Source organism: Ferrimonas kyonanensis DSM 18153, assembly GCF_000425405.1.
Classification (GTDB): domain Bacteria; phylum Pseudomonadota; class Gammaproteobacteria; order Enterobacterales; family Shewanellaceae; genus Ferrimonas; species Ferrimonas kyonanensis.
Genome location: NZ_AUDJ01000001.1, coordinates 260,415 through 283,607 on the forward strand (window position 1 = coordinate 260,415; position 23,193 = coordinate 283,607).

Below are 23,193 nucleotides of genomic sequence, written 5' to 3' on the forward strand. Positions count from 1 at the left end.
ATGCGCGCGGCCAGGCTGCGCTTTTGGGCTAGTATACTCGTCATGGTCGGGGATGTCGCCGCCCAGGACGCCGCCGTCCACTCTAGGAGTAACCATGGAGATTGGTATGTTTATCGAAGTGCTGGGACCCAGCTTTATTTTCGTCGTGTTTGCCCTGGTAGCGGTGTTTACCGCGGTCAAAATTGTGCCTCAGGGGCACGAATGGAACGTGGAGCGGTTTGGGCGCTTTACGCGCTCATTGAAGCCAGGTTTGCACCTGGTGGTGCCGTTTATCGATCGCATTGGGCACAAAATCAATGTGATGGAAAGGGTACTGGACATTCCCAGCCAGGTGGTGATCAGTCGCGATAACGCCAATGTAACCGTGGATGGGGTGACCTTTATTCAGGTGATCGATTCGGGGCGGGCCGCCTATGAGGTCAATAACCTGGAGAACGCCATCCAGAACCTGGCCATGACCAACCTGAGAACGGTGTTGGGCTCCATGGAGCTGGACGAGATGCTGTCTCGCCGGGATGAGATCAACGATCGCTTGCTGGCGGTGGTGGATGCAGCCACCCAGCCTTGGGGCGTGAAGGTGACGCGCATCGAGATCAAGGACATCTCGCCGCCGTTGGATCTGATCGAGTCGATGAATGCCCAGCTTAAGGCCGATCGTTCCAAGCGTGCCGAGATTCTCGAAGCCGAAGGGGTGAAGCAGGCGGCGATTCTCAAGGCCGATGGGGAAAAGCAGGCGGCGATATTGCGGGCCGAAGGGGAGCGTCAGGCGGCGTTTCTGGAAGCGGAAGCCCGGGAGCGCCAGGCGGAGGCCGAAGCCAACGCCACCACCACGGTGTCCAACGCCATCGCCAGTGGCGACCTTAACGCCATCAACTACTTTATTGCCCAGCGCTACACCGAAGCGTTGGCGGACATCGGCAAATCCGATTCCAGTAAGCTGGTGATGTTGCCGGTGGAAGGCAGCAACCTGGCCGGCTCCGTTGCCGGTATTACCGAACTGATTCAACAGGTGAGGGCGTCATCGTGATGGAACTGTTACTGAGCATGACCGCCACCCACTGGTTGATTGCCGGCTTGTTGCTGCTGACCCTGGAATTGATCGGTTCCGGCGGCTACTTGTTGTGGATTGGCGGCGCCGCCATCTCCACCAGTGTGTTGGCCAGACTCTCTTCGGTCAGTGTCGAAAACCAGTGGTTTGTGTTTGGTTGCCTGTCGTTGCTGTTTACGTTTTGCTGGTACCTGTACCAGCGCGGGCGCGACAAGCGCGGACTGGAACGCACCGGTCTGAATCAGCGTAGTCGTGGCCTGATCGGGGCCCTGGGCACCACATTGACCTCGGTCTCGGCTCAGAGCGGGCGGGTGAAAATCGGCGACACCAGTTGGTCGGCACGCTGTGTCGAGCAACAGGAGGTGCAAGCCGGGGAGCAGGTGGAAGTGATCGAGGTGGATGGTACCGTGCTGGTGGTGTCTGCGGTTTCCGAACCTGACAGCTAACCTTCAGTGCAGCCTGGTTACTGCCGGAACCTTATGACGGTAAATTCGATAAAACCTAGTTAACTTAATCTATTAACCGGAGTAGCATGGGGCTTTCTGGTTTGCCTCAGGCGCAGTAGCCATGCTCAACCTTAAGTTGGTCGATATTCGCGTATTCCTTTCCATCTTTGATTCCGGGTGCAGTAAAACCACCGCATCACGCCTGGGGCTCTCTCCGGCCAAAGTCAGCCGCAGCCTGGCAGGGTTGCGGCAGGTGTACAGTGATTCTCTGTTTATTAGAAAGAAGAGCGGCTTTGTGCCAACGGCCAAGGCCTCGGCTCTGGAGCAGGATTTTCGCCAGGCTATGTCGTTACTGGATAAGCAGTATCAGAAAGACCTGGCACGCCATCAACCCCTGGAAGTGAAAGTTGCGCTGCCGCCTACCTTGTCGGTGGGGCTGCCGCAGCGCCTGGCCGATGCGGCAAGTCAGCTGCCTGGTCAGGTGACCGTTTCCATCCAGCCTCTGAATCTGCGCATCTGCCAGCAGGTGCTCAATGGCAGCTTGTCCATGGCGGTGACCCACAGGGAGTGTCGCAAGTTGAAGGACTGCGTCAGTCAGAACAGCGATCAGTTGCAGGTTCGGCGCATCAGTGAGGGGCAGTTTCTCTATATTGTGGCGGCCAGGGACCATCCGGTCTGGCAAAGGGAGCGAATTCTGGAGCACCTGGCTGAGTACCCCTTTGTGATTACCCAGGTGATTGGGTTCAACAACGAGGTGGACCCCTTCGAAGTTTGGTGTGAGCAAAGGGGCCATGAACTGCAGGTGGATCGGAAGGTACAAAGCCTGGCCAGCCTCATCGAGCGCCTAGTCAACAGCCAGGCGATCTCCTTTGTGGGAACACGCTGCGCCGCTAGGTTTATCGACAGTTTTGAAGGGTTTCGAGCTGAGAAGCTCACCAATGACCAATATGATTCGCTGCACGGCTACCAGCCCAGACCACAGTACAGTTTGCTGACGGACATAGGCGCAGACGACAGGCTGATTCCCATCCAGGATGCGGTGGAGCGCTTTATTCGTGAGCAGGTGAATTAAATGAAGGCCTGCGCCTGATGAGGGGCGCAGACCTCGCAGGGAACAGGTCAGCGGCGCTGGGCGATGGCCATTTTTTCGCTAAGCGCCTTGGGAGAATCATGGCATTTGGTGCAGTGTTGTCGAACATAGGCTTCGTCCGGTAACAGAGGAGGAAGTGCGTCCCCTTCTGCCCAGCGGTGACAGTCCATGCAACTGACTTCATCCAGATGATGTTCGGTGTCTATCCAGATGTGGGCCGGGGTGACGGACCACTTTTCGTCGTGGCATTCATCGCAATCATCGATGGCCAGCCCCGGATGGCTAATTAGGGTCAGCAGCAGCAAAATCAGACGCTGTTTCATCATTGGAAACGCCTAGTAATAGAAGTGAATAGAGCCGGTTGTCCAAGATGCCGGAATAAACCCAGTGGGGGTAAGAGCAGGATAGGAAGAAACGGGGATTGAGGAAAGGACAGGGAAAGACAGTTGTGAATTGCTGCCTAATCTTCGTTGGCTGAAATGCAATATCTCATTTTTCGAAAAGCAGATAGTTGAAACCCATTAATCTGCAATTTAATAATGTGTCCGAAAGTATGAGTTTTATCTAATTTACTTCATCCTTACTTATTGGTGTGCTCCGTGAGTCTCAAAAAGGGGCCACCCCGAGGGTGGCCAAAGTAGGATGAGATCCCGGACTAACCGGGGGCCGTCCTGGCCAAGAAAATCGTCCTGTGTTGCAACGGGCGGCAGCGGTTGCCGAATCGGGTCATCACGCCGAGGGCAACCGCCTTGGCACCGTTATTCGTGACAGTTAGCGCAACCGGCATTGAGGTCCACATCGTCGTGGGCCACATGGCAGTCGGTGCATTCCAGTATGCCATCGTGTTTTTCATGGGCGTCGCCGCCCAACTCCTTCATGGCGCCGTGGCAATCCAGGCAAGCCTGATTTTCAAAGGCCATGTCGCTGGAAGGAACCCCCTCTGCGTGACAACTTTCGCAGCCACTCATGTCGCTGTGGCTATCGGCGATCGGCTGAGCGCTGACTGCCAGAGGCAAGCTGCACAGCATCAGGGTTATCAGGGTGTGTTTCATCATCATCTCCAGTGGTGTTGATGCCGAAGCATCAGGCGACGGTCAATTGACCGGCGTACAAAACAAAGTGCCTGAGGGCGAACACCCCAATCAGGGTCAGCATGCAGGTGGTGACCACAAAGGCATTGCTGTGCCGCATCCGCTCCGGCATCCAGCGGTTCAGGGCCGCCGGGACCAGCATGCCGCCGACCACCACCAATCCCCAGAAGATCGCCGACCAGAAGCCGCCACCCAAGGCGACCTTGGCGGCCTCCAGGCTCTGGCCACCAGCAAAAGCCAGGCCGATGAAGAAGGCAAACAGCAGGAAGCCTTCGAAGATCACCAGTGGCGACTCCAACCCATGGACAAAGTGAATGTCATCGTCGGTGGGACGGTGCTTAAACAGCAGCAGGCTCATCAGAATGGATGCGCCGATCCCGGAGGAGATGCCGGAGACCAGGAACAGAATCGGCAGGATCGGGTTGTTGAGCATGGGGTAGCCCTTGAGCGCCGACAACAGGAAGCCGGTGTAGGCGCCGAGGATAACCGCCAGCGCGGCCAGCACGTTTTCAATGGGGCGACTGTGACGGCATAACCAGTTCACCAGGGCCACGAATCGTGGCAGTGCCGCTTCCAGTTTGCGCATCGGGGCGGCAAAGGCGATCAGCAGCCACACCAGCAGAACGCCAATGTACAGTGACGCGGCGATTACCCCCAGGGACATCACCGAGGTGGGGTTGTAAAACACCATGATTTTCCAGAAATCAAACGGCTTGGTGAGGTCGAGTACCAACAGCCCCAGGCCGACCATGATCGCCAGTGGTCCTACGGCGGCGGCGCCCTGAACAATGCCACTGTGGTGGGCAGGCAGTCCCTTATTTTCCAGTTTACGTTTGGTCAGAATGCCGATCACCGTGGCGCCGGCGGAGACGCCTGCCAGAAACAGGTAGATGGCGATGGGCCAGTGCCAGACCAGGGTGTCGAAATGCAGTGCGCTCTCTACGGTGTTCATTACAGTACTCCTGCTTTCTGGCTGGGAATGCGGAACAGCTTGGGATTGGTGCCCAGATCCAACTTGGCGCGCTCGGTGCGTTGGTGGCGCAAGATGGTGGCCAGTTCACTGTTCGGATCGTTGAGGTCACCAAAGGTCAGTGCCTTGGTGGGGCAGGCTTCGACGCAGGCCGGCAGCCGGCCTTCGGCCAGGTTGGTTTTGCGGCAGAAGTCGCATTTGTCGGCGGCCTTGGTCACCGGGTGGATGAACCGAACCCGGTAAGGGCAGGCGGCGATGCAGTATTGGCAGCCGACGCACTTAAACGGATCGACGTCGACAATGCCGGTTTCCTTATCCCGGAATGCGGCGCCAGTGGGGCAGACGCTGATGCAGGGGGCGTCCTGACAGTGTTGGCAGCTGTCGCGACTGAAGCGGTAGTAGGGGTCTTCGTCGGCATTGAACGGGCCGTCGATATTGAGTTTGAGGCGGCTGACTCCTTCCGGCACGTGGTTGACTTCCCGGCAGGCGTGCTCGCAGGCCCGGCAACCAATGCACTTGGTTTCGTCGTGAATCATTGCCAGGTTTTTCACTTTAGTGTCAGCGTCGGAGCTGGCATCGGTGCTGATGACCGCAGTGACGGCGCAGGCAGCGGAGCAGCCTAGAAATTGGCGTCTGGACAGGCTCATGATCTCTCCTTATTGCTGGCTGCCGTGGCAATCCACGCACAGTTGGGTCCGGCCGATCTCATCCAGTTCGGAGATGGGGTCGGTGTGGGGGTGCAGTTGGTGGCAGTCGGCGCAGCCGACTTTGTCCTGATGGACATCGTGGGTCCAGTCGGCGTTACGCAGCTTGACCGGTTTGTGGCAGCGGGCGCAGCGCTGATTTTGGATCGCCACCTCAGTCTGGCTGTCGGCGCCAAACTCGATGACCGGCGCTTTCTTTCTGGGGTGACTGCCTTGGTCGCCGTGGCAACTGGTGCAGGCCAGTCCCTGTTTGCCGATGGTGCTGTGAACGCCTTCCATGGAGCCGTTCTTCTTGTGGCAACGTAGGCACTTGGCTGAGGCGTCGTTGGCCGCCTGCAGGGGTGAGGCAGCCATGGCCAGCAAGGCGCAGCTCACCAAGATCGATAGCAGATGCCGATCTCTCATATATCCTCCGGGGAGATTGGGGGCCCCGAAGGGCCCGAAGTCGATCAGTGTTGCGGTTTGGCGTGGCGGGCTGGAGCGGCAACGGTTTTCTTTTTACCGTCGGTCAGGTACTCGTAGAAACCCACCACAATGGCAGAGGCCACATAGGGCAATGCGATGAACAGAACAAAGAACAAGAACAGATAAGGTAATACAACTGTTAGGAAAGTAGCGAAGCTCATAATATCCTCCTGGGCTTAAAAAGGGGATTTCCCTTCCTTGACTCTATTTTTATTCTTTATTTGCCCCATTAATATTGATTACGATCAAATTTGAATCCTAACTTGCCCTATAAATAGGAATATTTTGATCTGGTAAATATTTCCATTTTCGGGAAATGCATTCTTTAAATATCACTTATTGGCAATATGATTAATTGCTTTTTCAACCTTCTGAATATTACTAGTCGCAACTTAGTATTGCGTTTTTAACAATTTCACCGCGAATTTCAGCGTTTTACCCTAAATTGCTGTATTCAAAAGCAATAAAATGAAAGATGCAGTTCTACAAATCGAGTTTTGGGTTCATAAATATCTGAATTAGATCTTTTGTTTTCTACCCATTTGGTGGTACTTTTTAAAGCGATGATGATGTACCAAGGAGTTGCTATGAACTCGTGTTCAAAGATAGATAGCATATGCGACTTATCAATATTTAATGTAACTGTGTTTGTTAATATATACCAAGTTCTTAATTCACAGACAGTCGCAAAAAGAATGGGAGTGCAGCCCTCTAAAATTAGTAGAGCGTTGGCTGCATTAAGACAAGTATTTAACGATCAATTATTTATTCGGAAACAGTATGGATTTGAGCCGACCTCTCTCGCGTCTCGTCTCTATCCCACCATGGAACAGTTGCTGCAAGTGTCCGACAGTTTATCGGAACAACTTCACCCCGATGTGGTCGAGCGCCGTCGGGTTTCCATTGCGGTTCCGGCCACCATGCAGGCGGGCCTGACTCAGTACCTGAGCAACGTGTGTCGCAGCCGTGGTGAACAACTGGATATTGTTACCACCGGCTGGAATGGCAAGGTGGTGGAGGACATGGAGTCCCATCACCTGGACCTGGGGGTGTTTTACGCCTTGCAAGGCTGTCCGCAGCTGGGCAGTGAGCTGGTGGCCCGCAATACCTCGGCCTACCTGGTGGGTTGCAGTGAGCACCCGATATGGCAGCAGGGCCGGGTCAACCTCGCCGAGTTGTTCCGGCATCCCATTGTGGTAACCGAGATGACCGAGTTTAATGATACCGAGGATCCGCTGGAGTCGGTGGCTCGGAAAATGGCGCTGGACCTGAACGTGGCCGCCCGGGTCAATAGCCTGACTGAACTGACCGAGATGATCGTCAACTCCAGTAATTTGTCGGTCGTGTGTGGCGCTCATGCGGTCAACTTCCTGCGCTCGGTCAACGGCATTCGTGTGCAGCGCATTCCCGATGAAGTGCGTCAGGAGGTACTGAGGTTGAGTTGTGGGGACGGTGAACCAGGATTCCACCTGGTGCAGCGCAGTGGCCGTGCGGTACCGCCCTGGCTGGTGGAGTCCCTGCGTCAGTTTACCCGCGAGGCCGCCGAGCCCCGGGACTGAGTTAATGCCAGACACAAAAAAAGCCGCATTCAGCGGCTTTTTTGTTGTCCGTCGGCGTTAGCCCTTGGAGCGTTTCATGGCGGTGAAGAACTCGTCGTTGGTCTTGGTCATGGCCAGACGGTCGATGAGGAATTCCATCGCTTCGATCTCCTGCATCGGGTGCAGAATCTTACGCAGAATCCACATCTTCTGCAGCTCTTCGGAGCTGGTCAGCAGCTCCTCGCGACGGGTGCCGGAACGGTTGAAGTCGATGGCCGGGAAGACCCGCTTCTCGGCAATCTTACGAGACAGGTGCAGTTCCATGTTACCGGTGCCCTTAAACTCTTCGTAGATCACTTCGTCCATCTTGGAGCCGGTATCGATCAGCGCGGTGGCGATGATGGTCAGGCTGCCGCCCTCTTCGACGTTACGAGCCGCACCGAAGAAACGCTTAGGACGGTGCAGGGCATTGGCGTCCACACCACCGGTCAGTACTTTACCGGAGGAGGGGATCACGGTGTTGTAGGCACGAGCCAGACGGGTGATGGAATCCAGCAGAATCACCACGTCTTTCTTGTGTTCAACCAGGCGTTTGGCCTTCTCGATAACCATCTCTGCCACCTGTACGTGGCGGGAAGCTGGCTCATCGAAGGTGGACGCGACTACTTCACCTTTCACCAGGCGCTGCATCTCGGTGACTTCTTCCGGACGCTCATCGATCAGCAGTACCATCAGTTCACAATCCGGGTGATTGTAGGCAATGGACTGAGCAATGTTTTGCAGCAGCAGGGTTTTACCGGCCTTGGGTGGCGCAACGATCAGGCCACGCTGACCTTTACCGATGGGGCTGGCCAGATCCAGAACCCGGGCGGTGATGTCTTCAGTAGAGCCATTACCACGCTCCATCCGCAAGCGGTCATTGGCGTGCAGTGGGGTCAGGTTTTCAAACAGGATCTTGTTGCGGGAGTTTTCCGGACGATCGTAGTTAACCTGATTCACCTTCAGCAGGGCGAAGTAACGCTCGCCCTCTTTCGGTGGACGAATCTTACCGGCAATGGTGTCACCAGTGCGCAGGTTGAAGCGTCGAATCTGGCTAGGAGACACGTAGATGTCATCCGGACCAGCCAGGAAGGACGCGTCGGCGCTGCGCAAGAAACCAAAGCCGTCTTGCAGAATCTCCAGCACGCCGCCGCCGAAGATGTCTTCGCCACTTTTTGCGTGTGCCTTGAGAATGGAGAATAGGATGTCTTGCTTCCGTGCGCGAGCCATGTTGTCGAGTCCCATGGACTCAGCCAGAGCGACTAGCTCGGAGACGGGTTTCTGCTTAAGTTCAGATAGATTCATGGGTGGGTCTTTGTGGTTTTGGCGCCAGTTGAATATCGACGCGTTCGTTACAAAACTAATTGAGGTTTTTTTAGGTCGCCCAAAAGGCAGAAGCCGTGACAGGCTGGCAAGTGTTGGCTAATAAACTAGCACTAAAGCAAAACAGCGTCCAGTGTCGACCGGGCTTTTTAATTGATTGGTGACATGGGGAAGGTCAACCCAGGCCGTAGCCTGGGTTGAAAGGCGTTACAGATGGGAGTCAATGAACTCTTTCAACTGAGTCTTAGAGGCTGCGCCTACCTTGGTGCCTGCCAGCTCGCCATTCTTAAACAGCAGCAGGGTCGGGATGCCACGAATGCCGTATTTGGCCGGGGTGCCGTTGTTCTGGTCAACGTTCATTTTACCGATAACGACTTGATCGCCGTACTCTTCGGCCAGTTCATCCAGAACCGGGGCGATCATTTTGCAAGGACCACACCATTCCGCCCAGAAGTCCACCAGCACAGGGGTGTCGGATTTCAATACATCGGCTTCGAAGCTGTCGTCACTCAGCTGTACAATCTTTTCGCTCATTGTTTACTCCGTTTATTTTTTGGTCGGGACGGGTCCCATGACTGCAATCTTGGGCCAATCGGCGACGCTTTCAACCCTCAGGCGAACAAAAAGTGTTGTCTTCGCCTGGGTATCAGATCTTGTCAGTTTCTTCTGTTGCGCTGGCGTCCGTTCGAGTTTCATCCGTTTACAGGCCAGGACTGTGGTGCCCTGTTTGGGCAACGGACAGTGACGAAGCGCAAACTGCTCTGTGTCGACTGAATGATTCCTCAATAGAATCGGTAATATTTGACTGGATCACGTTTTCTAATGCAAGCGCATCCGGTATGCTTTCCAACCATGAGCAAAACACACTTAACTGACACCCGCTTCACCGACCTGCCGCTGGCCCCTCAAGTGGCTGATGCGCTGGTGCAGACAGGGTTCACTCACTGCACGCCGATTCAGGCCCTATCCCTACCTATCGTACTGGACGGCAAAGACATTGCTGGTCAGGCGCAGACCGGTACCGGTAAGACCCTGGCATTTCTGGCGGCGACTTTTCATGAACTGATCACCCGCCCTGTGCCGGAGCAGCACGATGGCAAGAGCCCCCGGGCCATTGTCATGGCGCCGACGCGTGAACTGGCCATCCAGATTCATCGCGATGCCGAGCCTCTGGCGGCAAGCGCCGGCCTGAAAATGGGCCTGGCCTACGGTGGCGAAGGCTACGATGCCCAGCGTGCCACCCTGGAAGCTGGCGTGGATGTTCTGATTGGTACCACCGGCCGCTTGATTGACTACTTCAAGCAGGGCGTGTTCAACCTCAACTCGATCCAGGTCATGGTGCTGGATGAAGCGGATCGCATGTTCGATCTTGGCTTTATTCGCGACATCCGCTACCTGTTCCGCCGCATGCCGGCGGCGAAAGATCGTCGCAACATGCTGTTCTCTGCCACCTTGTCCCATAAGGTTAAGGAACTGGCTTACGAACACATGAACGATCCGGTTCACGTGGAAGTGGAACCAGAGCAGAAGACCGGCAAGCGCATCAAGGAGGAGCTGTTCTACCCCTCCAACGAAGACAAGATGCGCCTGTTGCTGACGCTGGTGGAGGAGGAGTGGCCAGACAAAGCCATCATCTTCGCCAACACCAAGCATCGCTGCGAAGACATCTGTGGCTGGATGGCCGGCGACGGCCATCGGGTCGGTCTGCTGACCGGTGACGTGCCGCAGAAAAAGCGGGTTCGTATCCTTGAGCAGTTTAAGGGTGGCGAGCTGGACTTCCTGGTGGCTACCGACGTGGCGGCCCGGGGCCTTCACATCAGCGACGTAACCCACGTCTTTAACTATGACCTGCCAGACGATTGTGAAGATTACGTTCACCGCATCGGTCGTACCGGCCGTGCCGGCGCTGAGGGCTCTTCCATCAGCTTCGCCTGTGAAGAGTATGCCCTTAACCTGCCTGACATTGAGGCCTACATCGGTCACACCATTGCGGTGACCAACTACGACGCCGATGCGTTGCTGACTGACGTTAAGCGTCCACAGCGGATTCAGCGTCACCGCCGCCCCAACACCGGCGGTAAACGCCCCGGCGGGCGGGATCGCTCCTCCGGTCAGCGCGGCCCTCGTCGTCATGACAAGCGGTAATCCCTCCAACGGCGGCCTTTTGGCCGCCGTTACCTTAGGCTCCAACAGTTTTAATCTGCTCCTGGCCCGTCCCAGTGCCTCCGGTGTGCCCGAGGTGGTCGCCAAACATAAGCGCAAGGTCCGCCTGGCGGAAGGGCTGGATGCCGAAACCGGCTTGTCGGACGCGGCGTTTGAGCGGGGCATCGACTGCCTGGCCTGGTTTGGTGACATTCTCAGGCAGGCCCAGCCACAACGGGTACAGGTGCTGGCGACGGCGGCCCTGCGGGTGGCGGCCAATGGCGATCAATTCAGAGCGCGAGCCGAGCCGCTGCTGGGCTATCCCATCGAAGTGATCAGCGGCGATGCCGAGGCGGAGCTGATTTATCAGGGCATGCGAGCCTGCACCTCGGTGGCGGGTGAGGCCCTGGTGATCGACATCGGTGGTGCCAGTACTGAGCTGGTGATCGGCGATGCCGAGCAGATCCATTTCAAGCACTCCTTCGAGCTTGGCTGCGTGCTCTATACCCAGCGCTACTTTGCCGAGGCCGTGACCGAGGCCGGTTTCGAGGCGGTGGCGGAGGCGGTGGCCCGGTTACTGGCGCCACAGCTGCCACAGATGACGACGTTTCGGTGGCAGCATTGCCTCGGGGTGTCCGGCACGGTCCGGGCCCTGTTTGAGCTGGCTCCACAGTTGGGGTGGTCGCAACCGGTGCTGACATCGGAATTGCTGGCGCTGGTGAAAGCCCGCTTGTGTGAGGACAGCGAGGCGGTGCTGGCCTTGCTGGATAGTGAGCGGCGACCGCCGTTTGCCGCTGGGGTGGCCATTTTGCTGAGTATCTTCGAGCTGCTGAACATCACCGAATTGCGCCAGGCCGGTGGTGCCCTGCGCGAGGGGCTGCTGCATCGGCTGCAATCTGACGCTTACCAGGCTGCCGATACCTAAGATTATTACGATTTGTTTATAACAAATTCATTTTGGTACTAAGGGCGATCTTTCCCGGTCGAGTATTCTGTACTACCCGCGAATCAGGGCTTACGCCTGAATCTGGGCAAGAATTCAACATAACAAACTGTAAACAATTTTGGTACTGGCATGACTCCCCAGGCAATGGGGTGAGGTAAGAGTAAATGAGTGTATTGGTGGTGGCGAACGTCCTGGCGATGTTAGCGCTGTTGTGGCTGCTGTATCGCATGCAGCAGAAGCATGTAAAGTTTACCCACAGGGTGTTTGCCGGTCTCGGAATCGGGGTGGCCTTTGGCCTGATTCTGCAACTGGTGTACGGCGTGGACTCGCCACACCTGGCAACCTCCATCGACTACTTCAACATCGTCGGTCAGGGCTATGTGCAGCTGCTGAAGATGATCGTCATGCCGCTGGTGATGGTTTCCATCATCAGTGCCATTCTCAAACTCAAGGATGCCGAGTCTCTGGGGAAAATCAGCGGCCTGACCATCGGTGTGCTGCTGATCACCGTGGCCATTGCCGGCCTGATCGGCTTCTTCGTCGCCAACCTGTTTGGCTTGACCGCCGAGGGGCTGACCCAGGGGGCTCGAGAGGCCGACCGGGCCGCCTACCTGTTGTCCCGGGAAGGCGCCGCCTCTGGCATCTCCATCGCCACTACGCTGGTGAATTTGATCCCGGCCAACCCCTTCCTCGACATGACCGGTGCCCGTGACACCTCCATCATCTCGGTGGTGATTTTCTCCGCCTTTGTCGGCATCGCCGGCCTCGGTCTGCACCGCAAACAGCCGCTGGTGGCAGAGCGGTTCGACGCCTTCATCGAAGTGGCCTATGCGGTGGTGATGCGGATCGTTACCCTGGTACTGCGCCTGACCCCGTATGGGGTGCTGGCCTTGATGACCAAGGTACTGGCCACCAGTAAGTTTGCGGACATTTTCAACCTGATCAATTTTGTGGCGGCGTCTTACACCGCGCTGGGGCTGATGTTCCTGATTCACCTGCTGCTGGTGAGCTTCTTCGGCGGCAACCCGGTGACCTACATTCGCAAGGTGCTGCCGGTACTGTCTTTTGCCTTTACCAGCCGCACCAGTGCCGGCACCATGCCGCTGAACATTCAGACCCAGACTCACCGTCTGGGGGTACCGGACGGCATTGCCAACCTGTCGGCGTCCTTTGGTGCTACCATCGGCCAGAATGGCTGCGCGGGCATCTACCCGGCGATGCTGGTGGCGATGATCGCCCCCACCATCGGCATTGATCCGATGACGCCGTCGTTCATCATTACCATGATCGCCACCATTGTTGTCGGCTCCTTTGGGGTGGCCGGCGTCGGCGGCGGGGCGACGTTCGCCGCGCTGATTGTGCTGACGGCGCTGGATATGCCAGTGGCCCTGGCCGGTTTGCTGATCTCCATCGAGCCGCTGATCGACATGGGCCGCACCGCTTTGAATGTGAATGGCGCCATGACCGCCGGTTTCGTTACCAGCCGGGTGTTGGGTCAGACCGACATGGCGGTGTATAACGGTGAGCAGGAGTTGGATGTGGACCTGGAGTCCGCCTCCTGAGCCTCGACTTTTGAAAGAAAAGGCCGCCATCGGGCGGCCTTTTGCGTGGAAATTGAGTCTATGAAAATTGTGATTATCGGCGGCGAAGCCGCCGGCATGAGTGCCGCCGCCAAGGCGCGTCGAACCGACCGGGATGCCGAGATTATTGTGTTTGAGCAATCCGAGGTGGTCTCCTTTGGCGCCTGTGGCCTGCCGTATTTTATTGGTGACAGTTTTGATGAGCCCGGTTACATGGCGGAGCGCAGTGTGGCCCAGTTCCGGGATTCCGGCATTGATCTGCGCACTGGCCATCGGGTGGAGCGATTGGATTGCGACCAGCAGCGACTGTGGGTCACCGATCTGGCGTCCGGTGAGCAGTTTACTCAAGACTATGACAGCCTGATGATCGCCACCGGCGCCTCGGTGGTAAAACCGCCCATCGAGGGGTTGGCATTGCAGGGGGTGCATTTCCTGAAAACCCTCGAGGATGGCCTCACCATTAAGCCGCAGTTGCAGTCTGCCGCCATTGAAGAGGTGGTGGTGATCGGTGCCGGCTACATCGGCCTGGAGGTGGTCGAGGCGTTGGTACACCAAGGCAAGCGAGTGCGATTGATCGAGCTGAGTGACCGAGTCCTGACCGAGTCGTTCGATGTTGAGATCAGCGAGCTGATTCAGCAGGAGTTGCTGGAAAAAGGGGTGCAGCTGCACCTTAAGGAGGCGGTGCAATCGTTGTCCGGGGAGCAGGGGCGGGTACAACATGTCCACACCAATGCCGGCCAATATCGTGCCGATATGGTGATTGTGGCGACCGGCGTGCGCCCCAACAGCGAGTTCTTGTCCGACACCGGCATCGAGCGGTTGAGCAATGGGGCCATCGTCATCGATGAGCAGGGCCGCACCAGCCTGCGGGCGGTATACGCCGCCGGCGATTGTGCCACGGTCTGGCACCGGGTGCGTCGTCAGCCGGTCTACATTCCGCTGGCGACCACCGCCAATAAGCTGGGGCGACTGATCGGCGAGAACCTCTGTGGCGGTGCCCGCGCCTTCCCGGGAACCCTGGGCAGTGCCGGGGTCAAGGTGCTGGCGCTGGAAGCGGGCCGCACCGGCATCAGTGAGCGCGAAGCTCGGGAGTTAGGGCTGGATTACAGCACAGTGGTGATTAACGACAAAAACACCACCAACTACGTACCGAACCAGCAGTCGTTACGGGTGAAACTGGTGTACGACCGGGTCAGCAAACAGCTGTTGGGCGGCCAGATCGCCGGCGGACCGGGAGCGGTGTTGCGAGTTGACACCCTGGCGGCGGCCATCCATGCCAAGATGACCACGGCGGATCTGGGGATGTTGGATCTGGTGTACGCGCCGCCGTTTGCCCGCACCTGGGATGCCATCAACGTCGCGGGGAACGTGGCCAAGTAATTCAACAGGGCGCTCAGGCGCCCTTTTTTATGGTGGGAAAGCGGTGAGCTAGCGTTGGATGACCCCGACGCTGCCATCTTCGGAGCGGTATTCGATGACAATGGCGGCGCTGTCGCGGTCAGCACGATCGCCGCCGGCCCGATAGACGTAACTGCAGCGGCTCATCGGGTTATTGTCGCCATTTTCGTTATGGCGATAGGCGTGGTAATCGGCATTGAAATCGGGATCATTGGAGGGCAGAGCGACGCTGGGAGCATCGACGATCAGGGTTTGCCACAGGGAGACGCAGCCAGCATCACCCTTACCAATCTGCTGAGCCTGGCCCATGGGGTTGTTCTTGTTGATGCCAAGTGGGTAGCCCGCGGCATTCAGATCCAACACGCCATCCACGTAACCGGGCAGGTTAACGATCTCCTTTCCCGGGCTGACGATCTGCCAGCGGGTGTGCGCGAACGCCACCGCCTGCTGAAACGAAGCGGCCACCGCTTTGGCTTGAGCCAGCTCGGCTTCTGGTCTGAGGCTGGTCAACCTGGGAAAGGCGATGACCGCCAGGATGGCCACCACGATCAGGGTGATCACCAGCTCCATCAGGGTGAATCCGCGTTGCTTCATTGATCGGCACTCGTAGACGGTAAACAGTCACTAGAGTAAATGATCTGAACAGAAAGGGAAGCCTGACGGAAAATGGGCTGCCCCGAAGGGCAGCCGGGAAACGCTAGGGCAGCCACTCAAAACGGAAGCTTTCCAGCATGTCGTCATTCCGCTGGCCATCGGCCTGAGGCGAGACGGTACGCATCAGCACCCGCTCCAGTGGACCGCTGCCGAAACGGGACAGCATCAGGGTTTCCGGGTCAACGCTGCCATCGGCCATGATCGGTTGCAGTTTGAAGCCAGCGTCGGTCTGCGCCCATAAGAACTCCTGATTGACGCCGCTGTCACTGTCGTCGGCGCACTGGCTCAGGTCGACCCAACCACTGCCCTGCTGGTGGTTATCGGAGCCGTTCAGATGCAGGGTCATGCTGCACTGCGCCTCGTCGTCGGCAGTCAGACGAAACGACTGTGGCTGTGACAGCGGTTCCAACGCCAACGGCCGAATTCGAGACAGTGGGTACGCTTCGACGACGCCGTTATCCAGCTCGCTGGCCTTCATCACGTCGGCGCCCAGCTCGGCGTCCGCCAGTTGCAGCAATGCCCAGTCGCCGCCATCAAACTGCAGCAGCAGTTGCTGGTCGGCGTCGATGACCCAGCGGCCATTGTTGCGGTGGTGCGAGACCTGGCCTTCGTCGATGTCGTCCACCCAGGTCAGCAGCTGCCCCTGGGCACCGAATTGAATCAGCGCCTGGAAATCGCCGCCTTCGGCCAGATACTGTGTGCCGGTCAGTGCGGCGGTGGCGGTGGGGTCGGCCACTAGCTCAGGGGGCGCCGGTTTGTCGTCGCCGTCACCGGGCTGGTCACCGTCACCGGGTTCGGTTCCATCGCCGGGGTCGGTTCCATCGCCGGGATGATGGACGCCGCACTCCGACAGTGGCAACTCCTGACGTAGCGACGGCGCACCAAGTCCTTCAATCAGGGCGTCGATGGCGCTGCCGTTGAAGCTCCAGTCGTTGCTGCGGGTGGTGCCTTCGTCGATCAGGTAGGCGTGCCGCACCAGGCCGTCATGAACGGTCAGCAGGGCCGAGGCGTTGTCCTCACCCAGCAGCGACTGGGTCCATTGTGGCAGCGACAGCTGCAGACCAAAGTCGGTCAAGTGCCAACTGCCGCCGTCTTTAGCCTGTGGCTGGCCGCAACCTGAGTCATCGCAGTGCTGGTGCTGGACCACAAACAGGCGCAGGTCGCCTTGTTGCTGCTCCAGACTGCCGTACAGGCGAACCGCCAGGCTGGTGCCCTCTTCGCCGCCGATGTAGATCAACGGCGCCTCACCGGCGGCGTTAGCCAGCAGCTGCTGCAGTTGCTGGGCCGGGCCGGTTGGCAGGTTAACCTGGTTGCACCATTGGGTCTGTGCATCACACTGCGGATCGTAGGAGAGCAGAGCGCGCTGGCTCAGTTGTCTGAAGGTCAGCTGATAGCCCTGGGCATCGGCGGGAAAGCGAAGGTCGCTGCTAAGTTGGTGCATCCAGACTTTTTCGCCATTGGCGTAGCGCTTCATTTTCAGGTCGGTCAGGTCCAGCTTGCGAGCCCACACTTGCTGGCGGCCGTCGACATCGGACTCGACAATGACGGAGCCGTCTTCCTGCACCGATTCGATGTGGATGGCGTTGTCCATCGACTGCCAACTGCCTTGCTTCCAGATCAGCGTATCGCGGCGATCGTCGTCGTCGCTGGCAGTGAAGCCGAGTTCCGCTCCCTGGTAGCCGAAGCGGTTAAATTGGACCTGCTGCTCCTGCAGTTGAATCTGCTGATAACTCAGCTCCCGTTCGGCGATGCAGGTCTGGCTATCCGCTTGGTAGCTGCGCTGCTCATGGCCACCCAGCTCGAACATGCCGCGCTCCTGGGTGATGATTTCCATCAGGTCGGAGTGCTGTTTATGGGCGTGCTCGCGATTCTCCTCCACCTGTTCCTGCACCTCTTCCGGCGCCAGCGGCAAAGCTTCATTGACCTGATCGGCAATGGCGTCGACGTCGGTGTCGTCGCCACTGGCTTCGGACTGATCGACGCTGGCGACCAGCAACTCCAGGTTCTCTGCCACGGTATCGGCAATGGCATCGGCCACTTCGCTGTCGTTGGCGTCGCCGCCGGTACCACCGTTGGCGGCCATCGCCTTGTGAGCGGCGGCAGTGACCCGGGCGACCACCTGGGCGACCTTGTGAATGCGGTCGTAGCCCTGGCCGTTTTCATGCTGTTTGCCGGCGATGTAGTCGTCCAATACGCTGAGTTCGGAGCCCTGAATGCCCAGCGACTGTTCCAGGGCGGCGGTCGCCGTCTCCAGGTCGAGATCGCTGTTTTTGACCTCGGCAGCCAGCATGGTGGTCAGTGGGCTGATGAAGGCGTTGACCCCAGCTGGGGCGGTCATGGTGTAACCCTGATCGATGAGGATGCCGGGTGCATCTTCATCTTCGGTCTGGCCGGCGATGACTTTCACCAATACCCGAGCTTGGGTCAGATCCAGATCCCCGTCCAGGTTGTCGAAATGAAACTGGCCCCCGGACTGAGACTGGGTGGTGGGCTCGCTGGGATCACACTCGTTATTGTTGTTCAGATCCAGGCAGACCTGAGCGTTAACCAGGTAACCATCGGCGGTGGTGCCGGACAAGCTCTGAGTCGGCTCCGGTGCCGGTGGCTCCGGGGTGGGCGTCGGGGTGGATGAGGAGGAACCGCCGCAGGCGGCGAGTTGGGTTAATGCTGCGGCCATGGATATGGCCAGCAGGTGGCGTCTGAAGTGCATAGTCTACCATCCCTAATGGTTGAACCTATTTCAAACGCTGGCGCTGGCGAACGCCGAGTGGCCACCGGGACCACTCGATACGCTGGAAACCCCGCTGTCTCTGTGAAGCAGAGACCGGTGGCTTTGCGTCCCAGCTTCGCAGCTGGTTTGCCATTGTCAGCGATGCATCGTGTGATGTCGTTATTATGGTGTCGATAAGCGGCGACAAAGCGGGGATACCGGCTCGGTCATCGCGGTGACTTAGGGATTAAATCATGAGGTTACGTCGATGTCATGGCAAAGATGAACGACTGTGAGTCGATGCTGACACCGTGTGAAAAAAGGATGCGTTAAAACAGATATTTACAGTTGGGCTAAGGTGCCAAGCCATTGAATTTAATGGCGTTGGCACCTTGAGAGTGCTATTTCAGAATCTCTGCCAGATCCTGTTCCAGCGAGGTGGTCGGCGATTCGATGATGCGACCGATCTCCTTGCCCTGTTGCTGGATGATGAAGGTGGGAATCCGTTGGAAATCGTAGGCGGCGGCCAGGTGCTGCGGGTCCGCCTTGCTGCGATCGACGCCGATGTAACGCACCTGCAGGTGGTCGTTGCCGGCCAGTTCCAGAATCTTGGCAAAACGCGGGGTTTCACGGTGGCAATCCGGGCACCAGGTGCCGATGATAACCACGATCTCGGTTGGGGTGTCGACCGCCTTCAGTTTGTCCAGCCACTGAGGCTGAGGGGCATAGTCAGCGTAGTTATCGCTGTAACCCGGAATGGCGTCCATGATGTCGGCCATGGCCAGTTCACCGGTCAAAATAACCTCCTGTTTATCGGGTTGATCGCAGGTGGCGAAGGGGCCTTTCTGTCCCTCTTCAAAGCCACAGCCAGAGTTGGCAAAGGCGCCGCTGCTCAGCAGGGCCGGGGCCAATAACATGGCCATCAACGTGCTCTTTTTCATCATTCTCTCACCTTAGTTTGTCTCCTGCTAGTCTGACCCAGATTCAGCCAAGAGGTGCCCTGGCGGTAACGGAACTGTGAAGCCGATCATGACCGTTGTCACAGTTTCTGCCTCGATGGCGAGCCGATCCAGAAGCACAAAAAAGGCGGCCGAAGCCGCCTCGATGGAATCGATTCAGGGGGTTACTTTTCGTTCAGCCACTGAGCCACGCGCTTGGCAAAGTAGGTCAGTACGCCATCGGCACCGGCCCGCTTGAAGCACAGCAGGGATTCCAGAATGATCTTACGCTCGTCGAGCCAGCCGTTTTGAATGGCAGCCATGTGCATGGCGTATTCGCCGCTGACCTGGTAAGCAAAGGTGGGGACCTTCAGCTCGGTCTTAACCCGGCGTACGATGTCCAGGTAAGGCATGCCCGGCTTCACCATCACCATATCGGCACCCTCTTCGATGTCCATGGCCACTTCCTGCAGGGCCTCATCGGAGTTGGCGGGATCCATCTGATAGGTGTGCTTGTTGCCCCCCTTCAGGTTACCGGCGGAGCCGACCGCATCGCGGAATGGGCCGTAGTAGCTGGAGGAGTACTTGGCGGAGTAGGCCATGATCTGGGTGTTGACGTGACCGGCGGCTTCCAGGGCATCGCGAATGGCGCCAACGCGGCCATCCATCATGTCGGACGGGGCCACCACGTCGGCACCGGCTTCGGCATGGGACAGGGCCTGCTTCACCAGCACTTCGGTGGTGATGTCGTTAAGGATGTAACCTTCGTCATCGATGATGCCGTCCTGACCGTGAGTGGTGAACGGATCCAGTGCCACGTCGGTGATCACACCCAGCTCTGGGAACTCCCGCTTCAGGGCTCGAACCGCTTTCTGAGCCAGGCCATCCGGGTTATAGGCTTCTTCGGCGCCCAGAGATTTGATCTCCTGCGGGGTCACCGGGAACAGCGCGATGGCTGGAATGCCCAGAGCAACAATCTCACGGGCTTCCTCGATCAACAGGTCAATGGACAGACGCTCGACGCCGGGCATGGACTCAACCTGCTCTTTACGGGCATTGCCCTCCAGCACAAACACTGGGTAGATCAAATCATTGACGCTCAGCTGGCTCTCGGCCATCAGGCGACGGGAAAAGTCATGACGACGCATCCGACGCATGCGGCGACGAGAAAAAGGTCCGGTTACAACGGTCACTTGCTGCTCCTTGGTAATGGGGGGTGATGGCCAAATTTGCCCGTCAAACAGGAGGACGACGGGGCTGGGCCGATCTCGTGGTGACAATATTAGCAAACTCTACCACTCTGGATAGGAGCTTAATCACACTTGAAACAGGCGTTTGGCGTTCAATTGGCACTGGTACGACAACGATTCCAGCGATTCGTTGCGCAGCTCCGCCACTTTATTGGCAATGTGTGGCAGCCATCGCGGTTCGTTGCGGCGGCTTTTGGGTTTGGGTCTCAGATCCCGGGGCAACAGGTAGGGGGCATCGGTCTCCAGCAACAGCCGCTCGGCGGGAATCATCGGCACTAGCCGTGCCAGTTCCTGGCCCCGCCGCTCGTCGCACACCCAGCCGGTAATGCCGATGAACAGATCCAGATCCAGCGCCTGATAGAGTTCCTGCTCGGTGCCGGTAAAGCAATGCAGCACCCCACCGCTCAGGTTGGGACGATGCTCGTGGACCATGGCCTGAAAGTCGTCACCGGCGTCGCGGCAGTGCATCAGCACCGGCTTGGCCAGGTCGCAGGCCAGCTTCAGCTGGGCGGAAAAGGCCCGCCGCTGATCCGCCCTGGGGGAGAAGTCGCGGTTGTAATCCAGGCCGCACTCGCCGACGGCAACCACCGCCGGATGGCCGCACAGTTGCCGCAGCTGCTGCGGGCTGTCGGCGTCGAAGCGGCTGGCGTAGTGAGGGTGAACCCCGGCAGTCGTGCGGATGCCGGGGTGAGCCTGAATCAGGCTCTGCAACTGCCTGGATTCCTCCAGGTCGCTGGCGACGGCGATGAGGTCACGGACCCCGGCGTCGGCGGCGCGGACGATGACCTCCTCCAGATCATGGCGAAACTGACTGGAGCTCAGGTTGACGGCGATGTCGGTCCAGGCCAGTGGTGCGCTGTTACTGGACACGCTTGACCCGCACGCTGCCATTGCGGCCTTCCTGGGTCAACAGGAACGATCCCAGGGCGGCTTTGCTGATGGTGATGGTGCCCTGCTTGCTGAGGCGGAAGTTGCGAGATTCGGTTTGTTTCCAGCTCTGACCATTGTCCAGAGTGATGGTGAACTTGCCGTAGGCGTCTTTGCTCATCTTGGTGATGGTGCCTTGAATCTGTTCCGGCTCGTTCTCGTCGGCCTTCTTGATCAGCCCGAACTCCTGCTCGGCAGATTGGGGCGAGCTGGTAACGGCGGCCGGGGCGGCAGCGGCCACAACCGGAGCCGGGCTCAGGCTGGCGGCAGAGGTGCCGTTGAGTTTGTCGTAACACACCAGCCGATCGAGGCGATCCTGTTGCTGCTGACAATTGAGGATGGCTTCGGCAGCCTGGTCATAGCACGCCAGGCGCTGCAGTTGATCATCGATGGCGTTACAGGCGGGTTCCGCGGCCTGGGCGGCAACGGGAGTGAGCAGTAAAGCGAAGATGGCGGCCTTGTTCATATAACGTTTCCTTTAGTTGTTATTGTCCCTTAGACCGCCAGATCGGGAGGGAAGTTACTCTTTGGTTGCTTCCTCAGTGGTCTCTTCCTGATCCTCTTCTTCGTCATCACGGGGCTTGTACAAGCGGGCGAAGAACAGGCCTCCTTCAAACAGAAGTAACATCGGCAAAGCCAACATGCTCTGTGAGATGATGTCCGGCGGTGTCAGTAGCATACCAACAACGAAGGCACCGACAACAATATAAGGTCGGTTTTTCTTCAAATCCTCCGGGGTAGTGACCCCTGCCCAGACCAAAAGAATCACCGCTACCGGGATCTCAAAGGCCAGTCCGAAGGCGAAAAACAGCTTCAGAACAAAGCTCAGATAGCTGTTGATGTCGGTTGCGACCTGCACTCCTTCCGGTGCCACACTGGTAAAGAACCCGAACACCACCGGGAATACGATGTAGTACGCAAACGCGATGCCACCGTAAAACAGCAGTGAACTGCTGATCAGCAGCGGAAACACCAGTCGCTTTTCATGTTTGTACAGTCCCGGCGCCACGAAGGCCCAGATCTGGAACAGTACATAGGGCATGGCAACGAACAAGGCCACAAACATGGTCAGCTTGAAGGGAGCGAAGAACGGCGAGGCCACGTCGGTGGCGATCATCGAGGCGTTGTCCGGCATTACCGCCAGCAGCGGTAAGGACAGATAGTTATAGATGTCGTTAGCCCAGTACGCCAGGCTGGCGAACACGAGCAAGACACCGCCGATGATGTGCATCAGGCGGTTTCTCAGCTCAAGCAGATGACTGATTAGGGGTTGCTGCTCGGACATACTTACTCTGAAGGTTTACCCGATTCCGTAGCCTTGGGGGCTGAGGGCTCGGGAGTGGGCGAGATCGAAGGGGCAGGGGACTCGGTGGTTTCCGGTTGTTGCACCTGATAGGGGCGATTCACCGATTGTGCAGCGTCACGTAGTTCCTGAATCGATTGCTTCAGGCCAGGATCCAGAGATTCGAGTCCTTTGGACTCCGCCTTCTTAAGATCCGCCTGCAACTGCTCGATCTTCAGTTCCTGCTCGAGTTCGTCTTTTACTGAACCGGCCATGCGTTTGATGGTAGTCAGCCAGCGACTGACGCTGCGCATGGCAACCGGTAGCCGCTCTGGTCCCAGCACCACCAGGCCCAAAACGGCAATCAGAACCAGTTCAAACATGCCAATACCGTCAAACATAGTGGTTTAGGCCTGTTCTTTGTTTTTCTGCTCGGCAGTGGTGGAGTCTGCTGCCTTCTCTTCTTCGATAGCTTTCTTTTCCGCTGGCTTGGCGTCTTCGTCGCCAATGGCTTTCTTAAAGCCCTTTACCGCGCCACCCAGATCGGAGCCCATGCCACGCAGTTTCTTAGTTCCGAACAGCAGAACTACGATCAGCGCGATGATTAGAAGTTGCCAAATACTGATGCCACCCATGTTGTCTCCGGGATCTC

At 57.8% G+C, this 23,193-nt stretch carries 25 protein-coding genes, 1 pseudogene and 1 riboswitch; of the genes and pseudogenes, 9 read left to right on the forward strand and 17 right to left on the reverse strand.

Translation table 11 applies throughout. From position 1 onward, the window contains the following. The first annotated feature begins 94 nt into the window (after positions 1-94). The 3 genes from H598_RS0101220 to H598_RS0101230 all read left to right on the forward strand — a co-directional run bounded on the left by H598_RS0101220 (position 95) and on the right by H598_RS0101230 (position 2,566). Positions 95-1,027 (forward strand): SPFH domain-containing protein, encoded by a 933-nt coding sequence (locus H598_RS0101220; RefSeq protein ID WP_245595533.1) that lies wholly within the window; start codon positions 95-97, stop codon positions 1,025-1,027. Next, positions 1,027-1,494: an NfeD family protein gene (locus tag H598_RS0101225; RefSeq protein ID WP_051252232.1), complete on the forward strand. Its 468-nt coding sequence runs from the start codon at positions 1,027-1,029 to the stop codon at positions 1,492-1,494. The genes H598_RS0101220 and H598_RS0101225 overlap by 1 nt, the downstream gene beginning before the upstream one ends. A 121-nt stretch (positions 1,495-1,615) precedes the next feature. Then, a complete protein-coding gene (locus tag H598_RS0101230) occupies positions 1,616-2,566 on the forward strand; it encodes a LysR family transcriptional regulator (protein WP_028111370.1) in 951 nt (316 codons plus the stop codon). Positions 2,567-2,613: 47 nt separating this feature from the next. On the opposite strand, the gene H598_RS0101235 is transcribed toward H598_RS0101230, so the two are convergent. From H598_RS0101235 to H598_RS26275, 6 genes are all read right to left on the reverse strand, one after another. Beyond that, positions 2,614-2,910 (reverse strand): hypothetical protein, encoded by a 297-nt coding sequence (locus tag H598_RS0101235; RefSeq protein ID WP_028111371.1) that lies wholly within the window; start codon positions 2,908-2,910, stop codon positions 2,614-2,616. 432 nt (positions 2,911-3,342) lie between these two features. Continuing rightward, positions 3,343-3,642, reverse strand: a complete 300-nt coding sequence (locus H598_RS0101240) for a cytochrome c3 family protein (RefSeq protein ID WP_245595534.1) — start codon at positions 3,640-3,642, stop codon at positions 3,343-3,345. Between the two features lie 25 nt (positions 3,643-3,667). Continuing rightward, positions 3,668-4,627: a cytochrome c nitrite reductase subunit NrfD gene (gene nrfD / locus H598_RS0101245; RefSeq protein WP_028111373.1), complete on the reverse strand. Its 960-nt coding sequence runs from the start codon at positions 4,625-4,627 to the stop codon at positions 3,668-3,670. Continuing rightward, entirely contained in the window at positions 4,627-5,292 is a 666-nt protein-coding gene (locus tag H598_RS0101250) for a 4Fe-4S dicluster domain-containing protein (RefSeq protein ID WP_028111374.1), read from the reverse strand. The genes nrfD and H598_RS0101250 overlap by 1 nt, the downstream gene beginning before the upstream one ends. A 9-nt stretch (positions 5,293-5,301) precedes the next feature. Further along, entirely contained in the window at positions 5,302-5,754 is a 453-nt protein-coding gene (locus tag H598_RS0101255) for a multiheme c-type cytochrome (RefSeq protein ID WP_051252234.1), read from the reverse strand. Between the two features lie 44 nt (positions 5,755-5,798). Then, positions 5,799-5,975, reverse strand: coding sequence for a hypothetical protein (locus H598_RS26275; RefSeq protein ID WP_156896889.1), 177 nt, complete (start codon positions 5,973-5,975; stop codon positions 5,799-5,801). A gap of 426 nt (positions 5,976-6,401) precedes the next feature. Between H598_RS26275 and H598_RS27150 the strand changes: the two are divergent. Beyond that, positions 6,402-6,602: pseudogene (locus tag H598_RS27150) on the forward strand (helix-turn-helix domain-containing protein); the annotation flags it as partial. Between the two features lie 54 nt (positions 6,603-6,656). Then, the gene (locus H598_RS0101265) at positions 6,657-7,373 is read left to right on the forward strand and encodes a LysR substrate-binding domain-containing protein (protein WP_245595535.1); all 717 of its coding nucleotides are present in this window, start codon (positions 6,657-6,659) and stop codon (positions 7,371-7,373) included. A gap of 57 nt (positions 7,374-7,430) precedes the next feature. Here H598_RS0101265 and rho read toward each other — a convergent pair whose 3' ends face one another. Next, positions 7,431-8,696: a transcription termination factor Rho gene (gene rho, locus H598_RS0101270; protein ID WP_028111377.1), complete on the reverse strand. Its 1,266-nt coding sequence runs from the start codon at positions 8,694-8,696 to the stop codon at positions 7,431-7,433. Between the two features lie 225 nt (positions 8,697-8,921). After that, positions 8,922-9,248: a thioredoxin TrxA gene (gene trxA, locus H598_RS0101275; protein WP_028111378.1), complete on the reverse strand. Its 327-nt coding sequence runs from the start codon at positions 9,246-9,248 to the stop codon at positions 8,922-8,924. A 318-nt stretch (positions 9,249-9,566) separates the two neighbouring features. Between trxA and rhlB the strand changes: the two genes are divergently transcribed. From rhlB to H598_RS0101295, 4 genes are all read left to right on the forward strand, one after another. Continuing rightward, complete coding sequence (rhlB, locus tag H598_RS0101280) at positions 9,567-10,859, forward strand: ATP-dependent RNA helicase RhlB (protein WP_028111379.1); 1,293 nt, start codon at positions 9,567-9,569, stop codon at positions 10,857-10,859. Then, positions 10,846-11,781 (forward strand): Ppx/GppA phosphatase family protein, encoded by a 936-nt coding sequence (locus H598_RS0101285; RefSeq protein WP_084144267.1) that lies wholly within the window; start codon positions 10,846-10,848, stop codon positions 11,779-11,781. Before rhlB ends, H598_RS0101285 begins: the two co-directional genes overlap by 14 nt. A gap of 185 nt (positions 11,782-11,966) precedes the next feature. Further along, positions 11,967-13,364, forward strand: a complete 1,398-nt coding sequence (locus H598_RS0101290; RefSeq protein WP_028111381.1) for an L-cystine transporter — start codon at positions 11,967-11,969, stop codon at positions 13,362-13,364. A 60-nt stretch (positions 13,365-13,424) separates the two neighbouring features. Next, a complete protein-coding gene (locus tag H598_RS0101295) occupies positions 13,425-14,762 on the forward strand; it encodes a CoA-disulfide reductase (protein ID WP_028111382.1) in 1,338 nt (445 codons plus the stop codon). 48 nt (positions 14,763-14,810) lie between these two features. Here H598_RS0101295 and H598_RS0101300 read toward each other — a convergent pair whose 3' ends face one another. From H598_RS0101300 to tatA, 9 genes are all read right to left on the reverse strand, one after another. Further along, positions 14,811-15,374 carry a type II secretion system protein gene (locus H598_RS0101300; protein ID WP_028111383.1) on the reverse strand — a complete coding sequence of 188 codons (564 nt, stop codon included), beginning with the start codon at positions 15,372-15,374 and terminating at the stop codon, positions 14,811-14,813. Positions 15,375-15,477: 103 nt separating this feature from the next. After that, a complete protein-coding gene (locus H598_RS0101305; protein ID WP_028111384.1) occupies positions 15,478-18,144 on the reverse strand; it encodes a hypothetical protein in 2,667 nt (888 codons plus the stop codon). An 81-nt stretch (positions 18,145-18,225) separates the two neighbouring features. Beyond that, a riboswitch (cyclic di-GMP riboswitch) is annotated at positions 18,226-18,306 on the reverse strand. A gap of 239 nt (positions 18,307-18,545) precedes the next feature. Next, on the reverse strand, positions 18,546-19,088 hold the full coding sequence (locus H598_RS0101310; protein WP_245595536.1) for a thioredoxin family protein: 543 nt from the start codon (positions 19,086-19,088) through the stop codon (positions 18,546-18,548). Between the two features lie 179 nt (positions 19,089-19,267). Then, positions 19,268-20,239, reverse strand: a complete 972-nt coding sequence (gene hemB / locus H598_RS0101315) for a porphobilinogen synthase (protein ID WP_371878144.1) — start codon at positions 20,237-20,239, stop codon at positions 19,268-19,270. Between the two features lie 159 nt (positions 20,240-20,398). Next, positions 20,399-21,202, reverse strand: coding sequence for a TatD family hydrolase (locus H598_RS0101320; RefSeq protein WP_245595537.1), 804 nt, complete (start codon positions 21,200-21,202; stop codon positions 20,399-20,401). Next, on the reverse strand, positions 21,192-21,725 hold the full coding sequence (locus H598_RS25350) for a hypothetical protein (protein WP_051252239.1): 534 nt from the start codon (positions 21,723-21,725) through the stop codon (positions 21,192-21,194). Before H598_RS25350 ends, H598_RS0101320 begins: the two co-directional genes overlap by 11 nt. A gap of 54 nt (positions 21,726-21,779) precedes the next feature. Beyond that, positions 21,780-22,544 carry a twin-arginine translocase subunit TatC gene (gene tatC, locus H598_RS0101330; RefSeq protein WP_028111388.1) on the reverse strand — a complete coding sequence of 255 codons (765 nt, stop codon included), beginning with the start codon at positions 22,542-22,544 and terminating at the stop codon, positions 21,780-21,782. Between the two features lie 2 nt (positions 22,545-22,546). Beyond that, the gene (tatB, locus tag H598_RS0101335) at positions 22,547-22,942 is read right to left on the reverse strand and encodes a Sec-independent protein translocase protein TatB (protein ID WP_028111389.1); all 396 of its coding nucleotides are present in this window, start codon (positions 22,940-22,942) and stop codon (positions 22,547-22,549) included. A gap of 6 nt (positions 22,943-22,948) precedes the next feature. Next, complete coding sequence (tatA, locus tag H598_RS0101340; protein WP_028111390.1) at positions 22,949-23,176, reverse strand: Sec-independent protein translocase subunit TatA; 228 nt, start codon at positions 23,174-23,176, stop codon at positions 22,949-22,951. Positions 23,177-23,193: the final 17 nt, after the last annotated feature.

Excerpts from the sequence above, each read along its gene's own strand:
- H598_RS0101230 (WP_028111370.1), top strand. The coding sequence starts at position 1,616 with ATGCTCAACCTTAAGTTGGTCGATATTCGCGTATTCCTTTCCATCTTT.
- H598_RS25350 (WP_051252239.1), bottom strand. The coding sequence starts at position 21,725 with ATGAACAAGGCCGCCATCTTCGCTTTACTGCTCACTCCCGTTGCCGCC.
- hemB (WP_371878144.1), bottom strand. The coding sequence starts at position 20,239 with ATGCGTCGGATGCGTCGTCATGACTTTTCCCGTCGCCTGATGGCCGAG.
- H598_RS26275 (WP_156896889.1), bottom strand. The coding sequence starts at position 5,975 with ATGAGCTTCGCTACTTTCCTAACAGTTGTATTACCTTATCTGTTCTTG.
- H598_RS0101295 (WP_028111382.1), top strand. The coding sequence starts at position 13,425 with ATGAAAATTGTGATTATCGGCGGCGAAGCCGCCGGCATGAGTGCCGCC.
- H598_RS0101240 (WP_245595534.1), bottom strand. The coding sequence starts at position 3,642 with ATGATGATGAAACACACCCTGATAACCCTGATGCTGTGCAGCTTGCCT.
- H598_RS0101285 (WP_084144267.1), top strand. The coding sequence starts at position 10,846 with ATGACAAGCGGTAATCCCTCCAACGGCGGCCTTTTGGCCGCCGTTACC.
- H598_RS0101310 (WP_245595536.1), bottom strand. The coding sequence starts at position 19,088 with ATGATGAAAAAGAGCACGTTGATGGCCATGTTATTGGCCCCGGCCCTG.
- rho (WP_028111377.1), bottom strand. The coding sequence starts at position 8,696 with ATGAATCTATCTGAACTTAAGCAGAAACCCGTCTCCGAGCTAGTCGCT.
- tatA (WP_028111390.1), bottom strand. The coding sequence starts at position 23,176 with ATGGGTGGCATCAGTATTTGGCAACTTCTAATCATCGCGCTGATCGTA.
- H598_RS0101250 (WP_028111374.1), bottom strand. The coding sequence starts at position 5,292 with ATGAGCCTGTCCAGACGCCAATTTCTAGGCTGCTCCGCTGCCTGCGCC.
- H598_RS0101255 (WP_051252234.1), bottom strand. The coding sequence starts at position 5,754 with ATGAGAGATCGGCATCTGCTATCGATCTTGGTGAGCTGCGCCTTGCTG.
- H598_RS0101300 (WP_028111383.1), bottom strand. The coding sequence starts at position 15,374 with ATGAAGCAACGCGGATTCACCCTGATGGAGCTGGTGATCACCCTGATC.
- rhlB (WP_028111379.1), top strand. The coding sequence starts at position 9,567 with ATGAGCAAAACACACTTAACTGACACCCGCTTCACCGACCTGCCGCTG.
- H598_RS0101225 (WP_051252232.1), top strand. The coding sequence starts at position 1,027 with ATGGAACTGTTACTGAGCATGACCGCCACCCACTGGTTGATTGCCGGC.
- tatB (WP_028111389.1), bottom strand. The coding sequence starts at position 22,942 with ATGTTTGACGGTATTGGCATGTTTGAACTGGTTCTGATTGCCGTTTTG.
- H598_RS0101235 (WP_028111371.1), bottom strand. The coding sequence starts at position 2,910 with ATGATGAAACAGCGTCTGATTTTGCTGCTGCTGACCCTAATTAGCCAT.
- H598_RS0101305 (WP_028111384.1), bottom strand. The coding sequence starts at position 18,144 with ATGCACTTCAGACGCCACCTGCTGGCCATATCCATGGCCGCAGCATTA.
- H598_RS0101290 (WP_028111381.1), top strand. The coding sequence starts at position 11,967 with ATGAGTGTATTGGTGGTGGCGAACGTCCTGGCGATGTTAGCGCTGTTG.
- H598_RS0101220 (WP_245595533.1), top strand. The coding sequence starts at position 95 with ATGGAGATTGGTATGTTTATCGAAGTGCTGGGACCCAGCTTTATTTTC.
- nrfD (WP_028111373.1), bottom strand. The coding sequence starts at position 4,627 with ATGAACACCGTAGAGAGCGCACTGCATTTCGACACCCTGGTCTGGCAC.
- trxA (WP_028111378.1), bottom strand. The coding sequence starts at position 9,248 with ATGAGCGAAAAGATTGTACAGCTGAGTGACGACAGCTTCGAAGCCGAT.
- tatC (WP_028111388.1), bottom strand. The coding sequence starts at position 22,544 with ATGTCCGAGCAGCAACCCCTAATCAGTCATCTGCTTGAGCTGAGAAAC.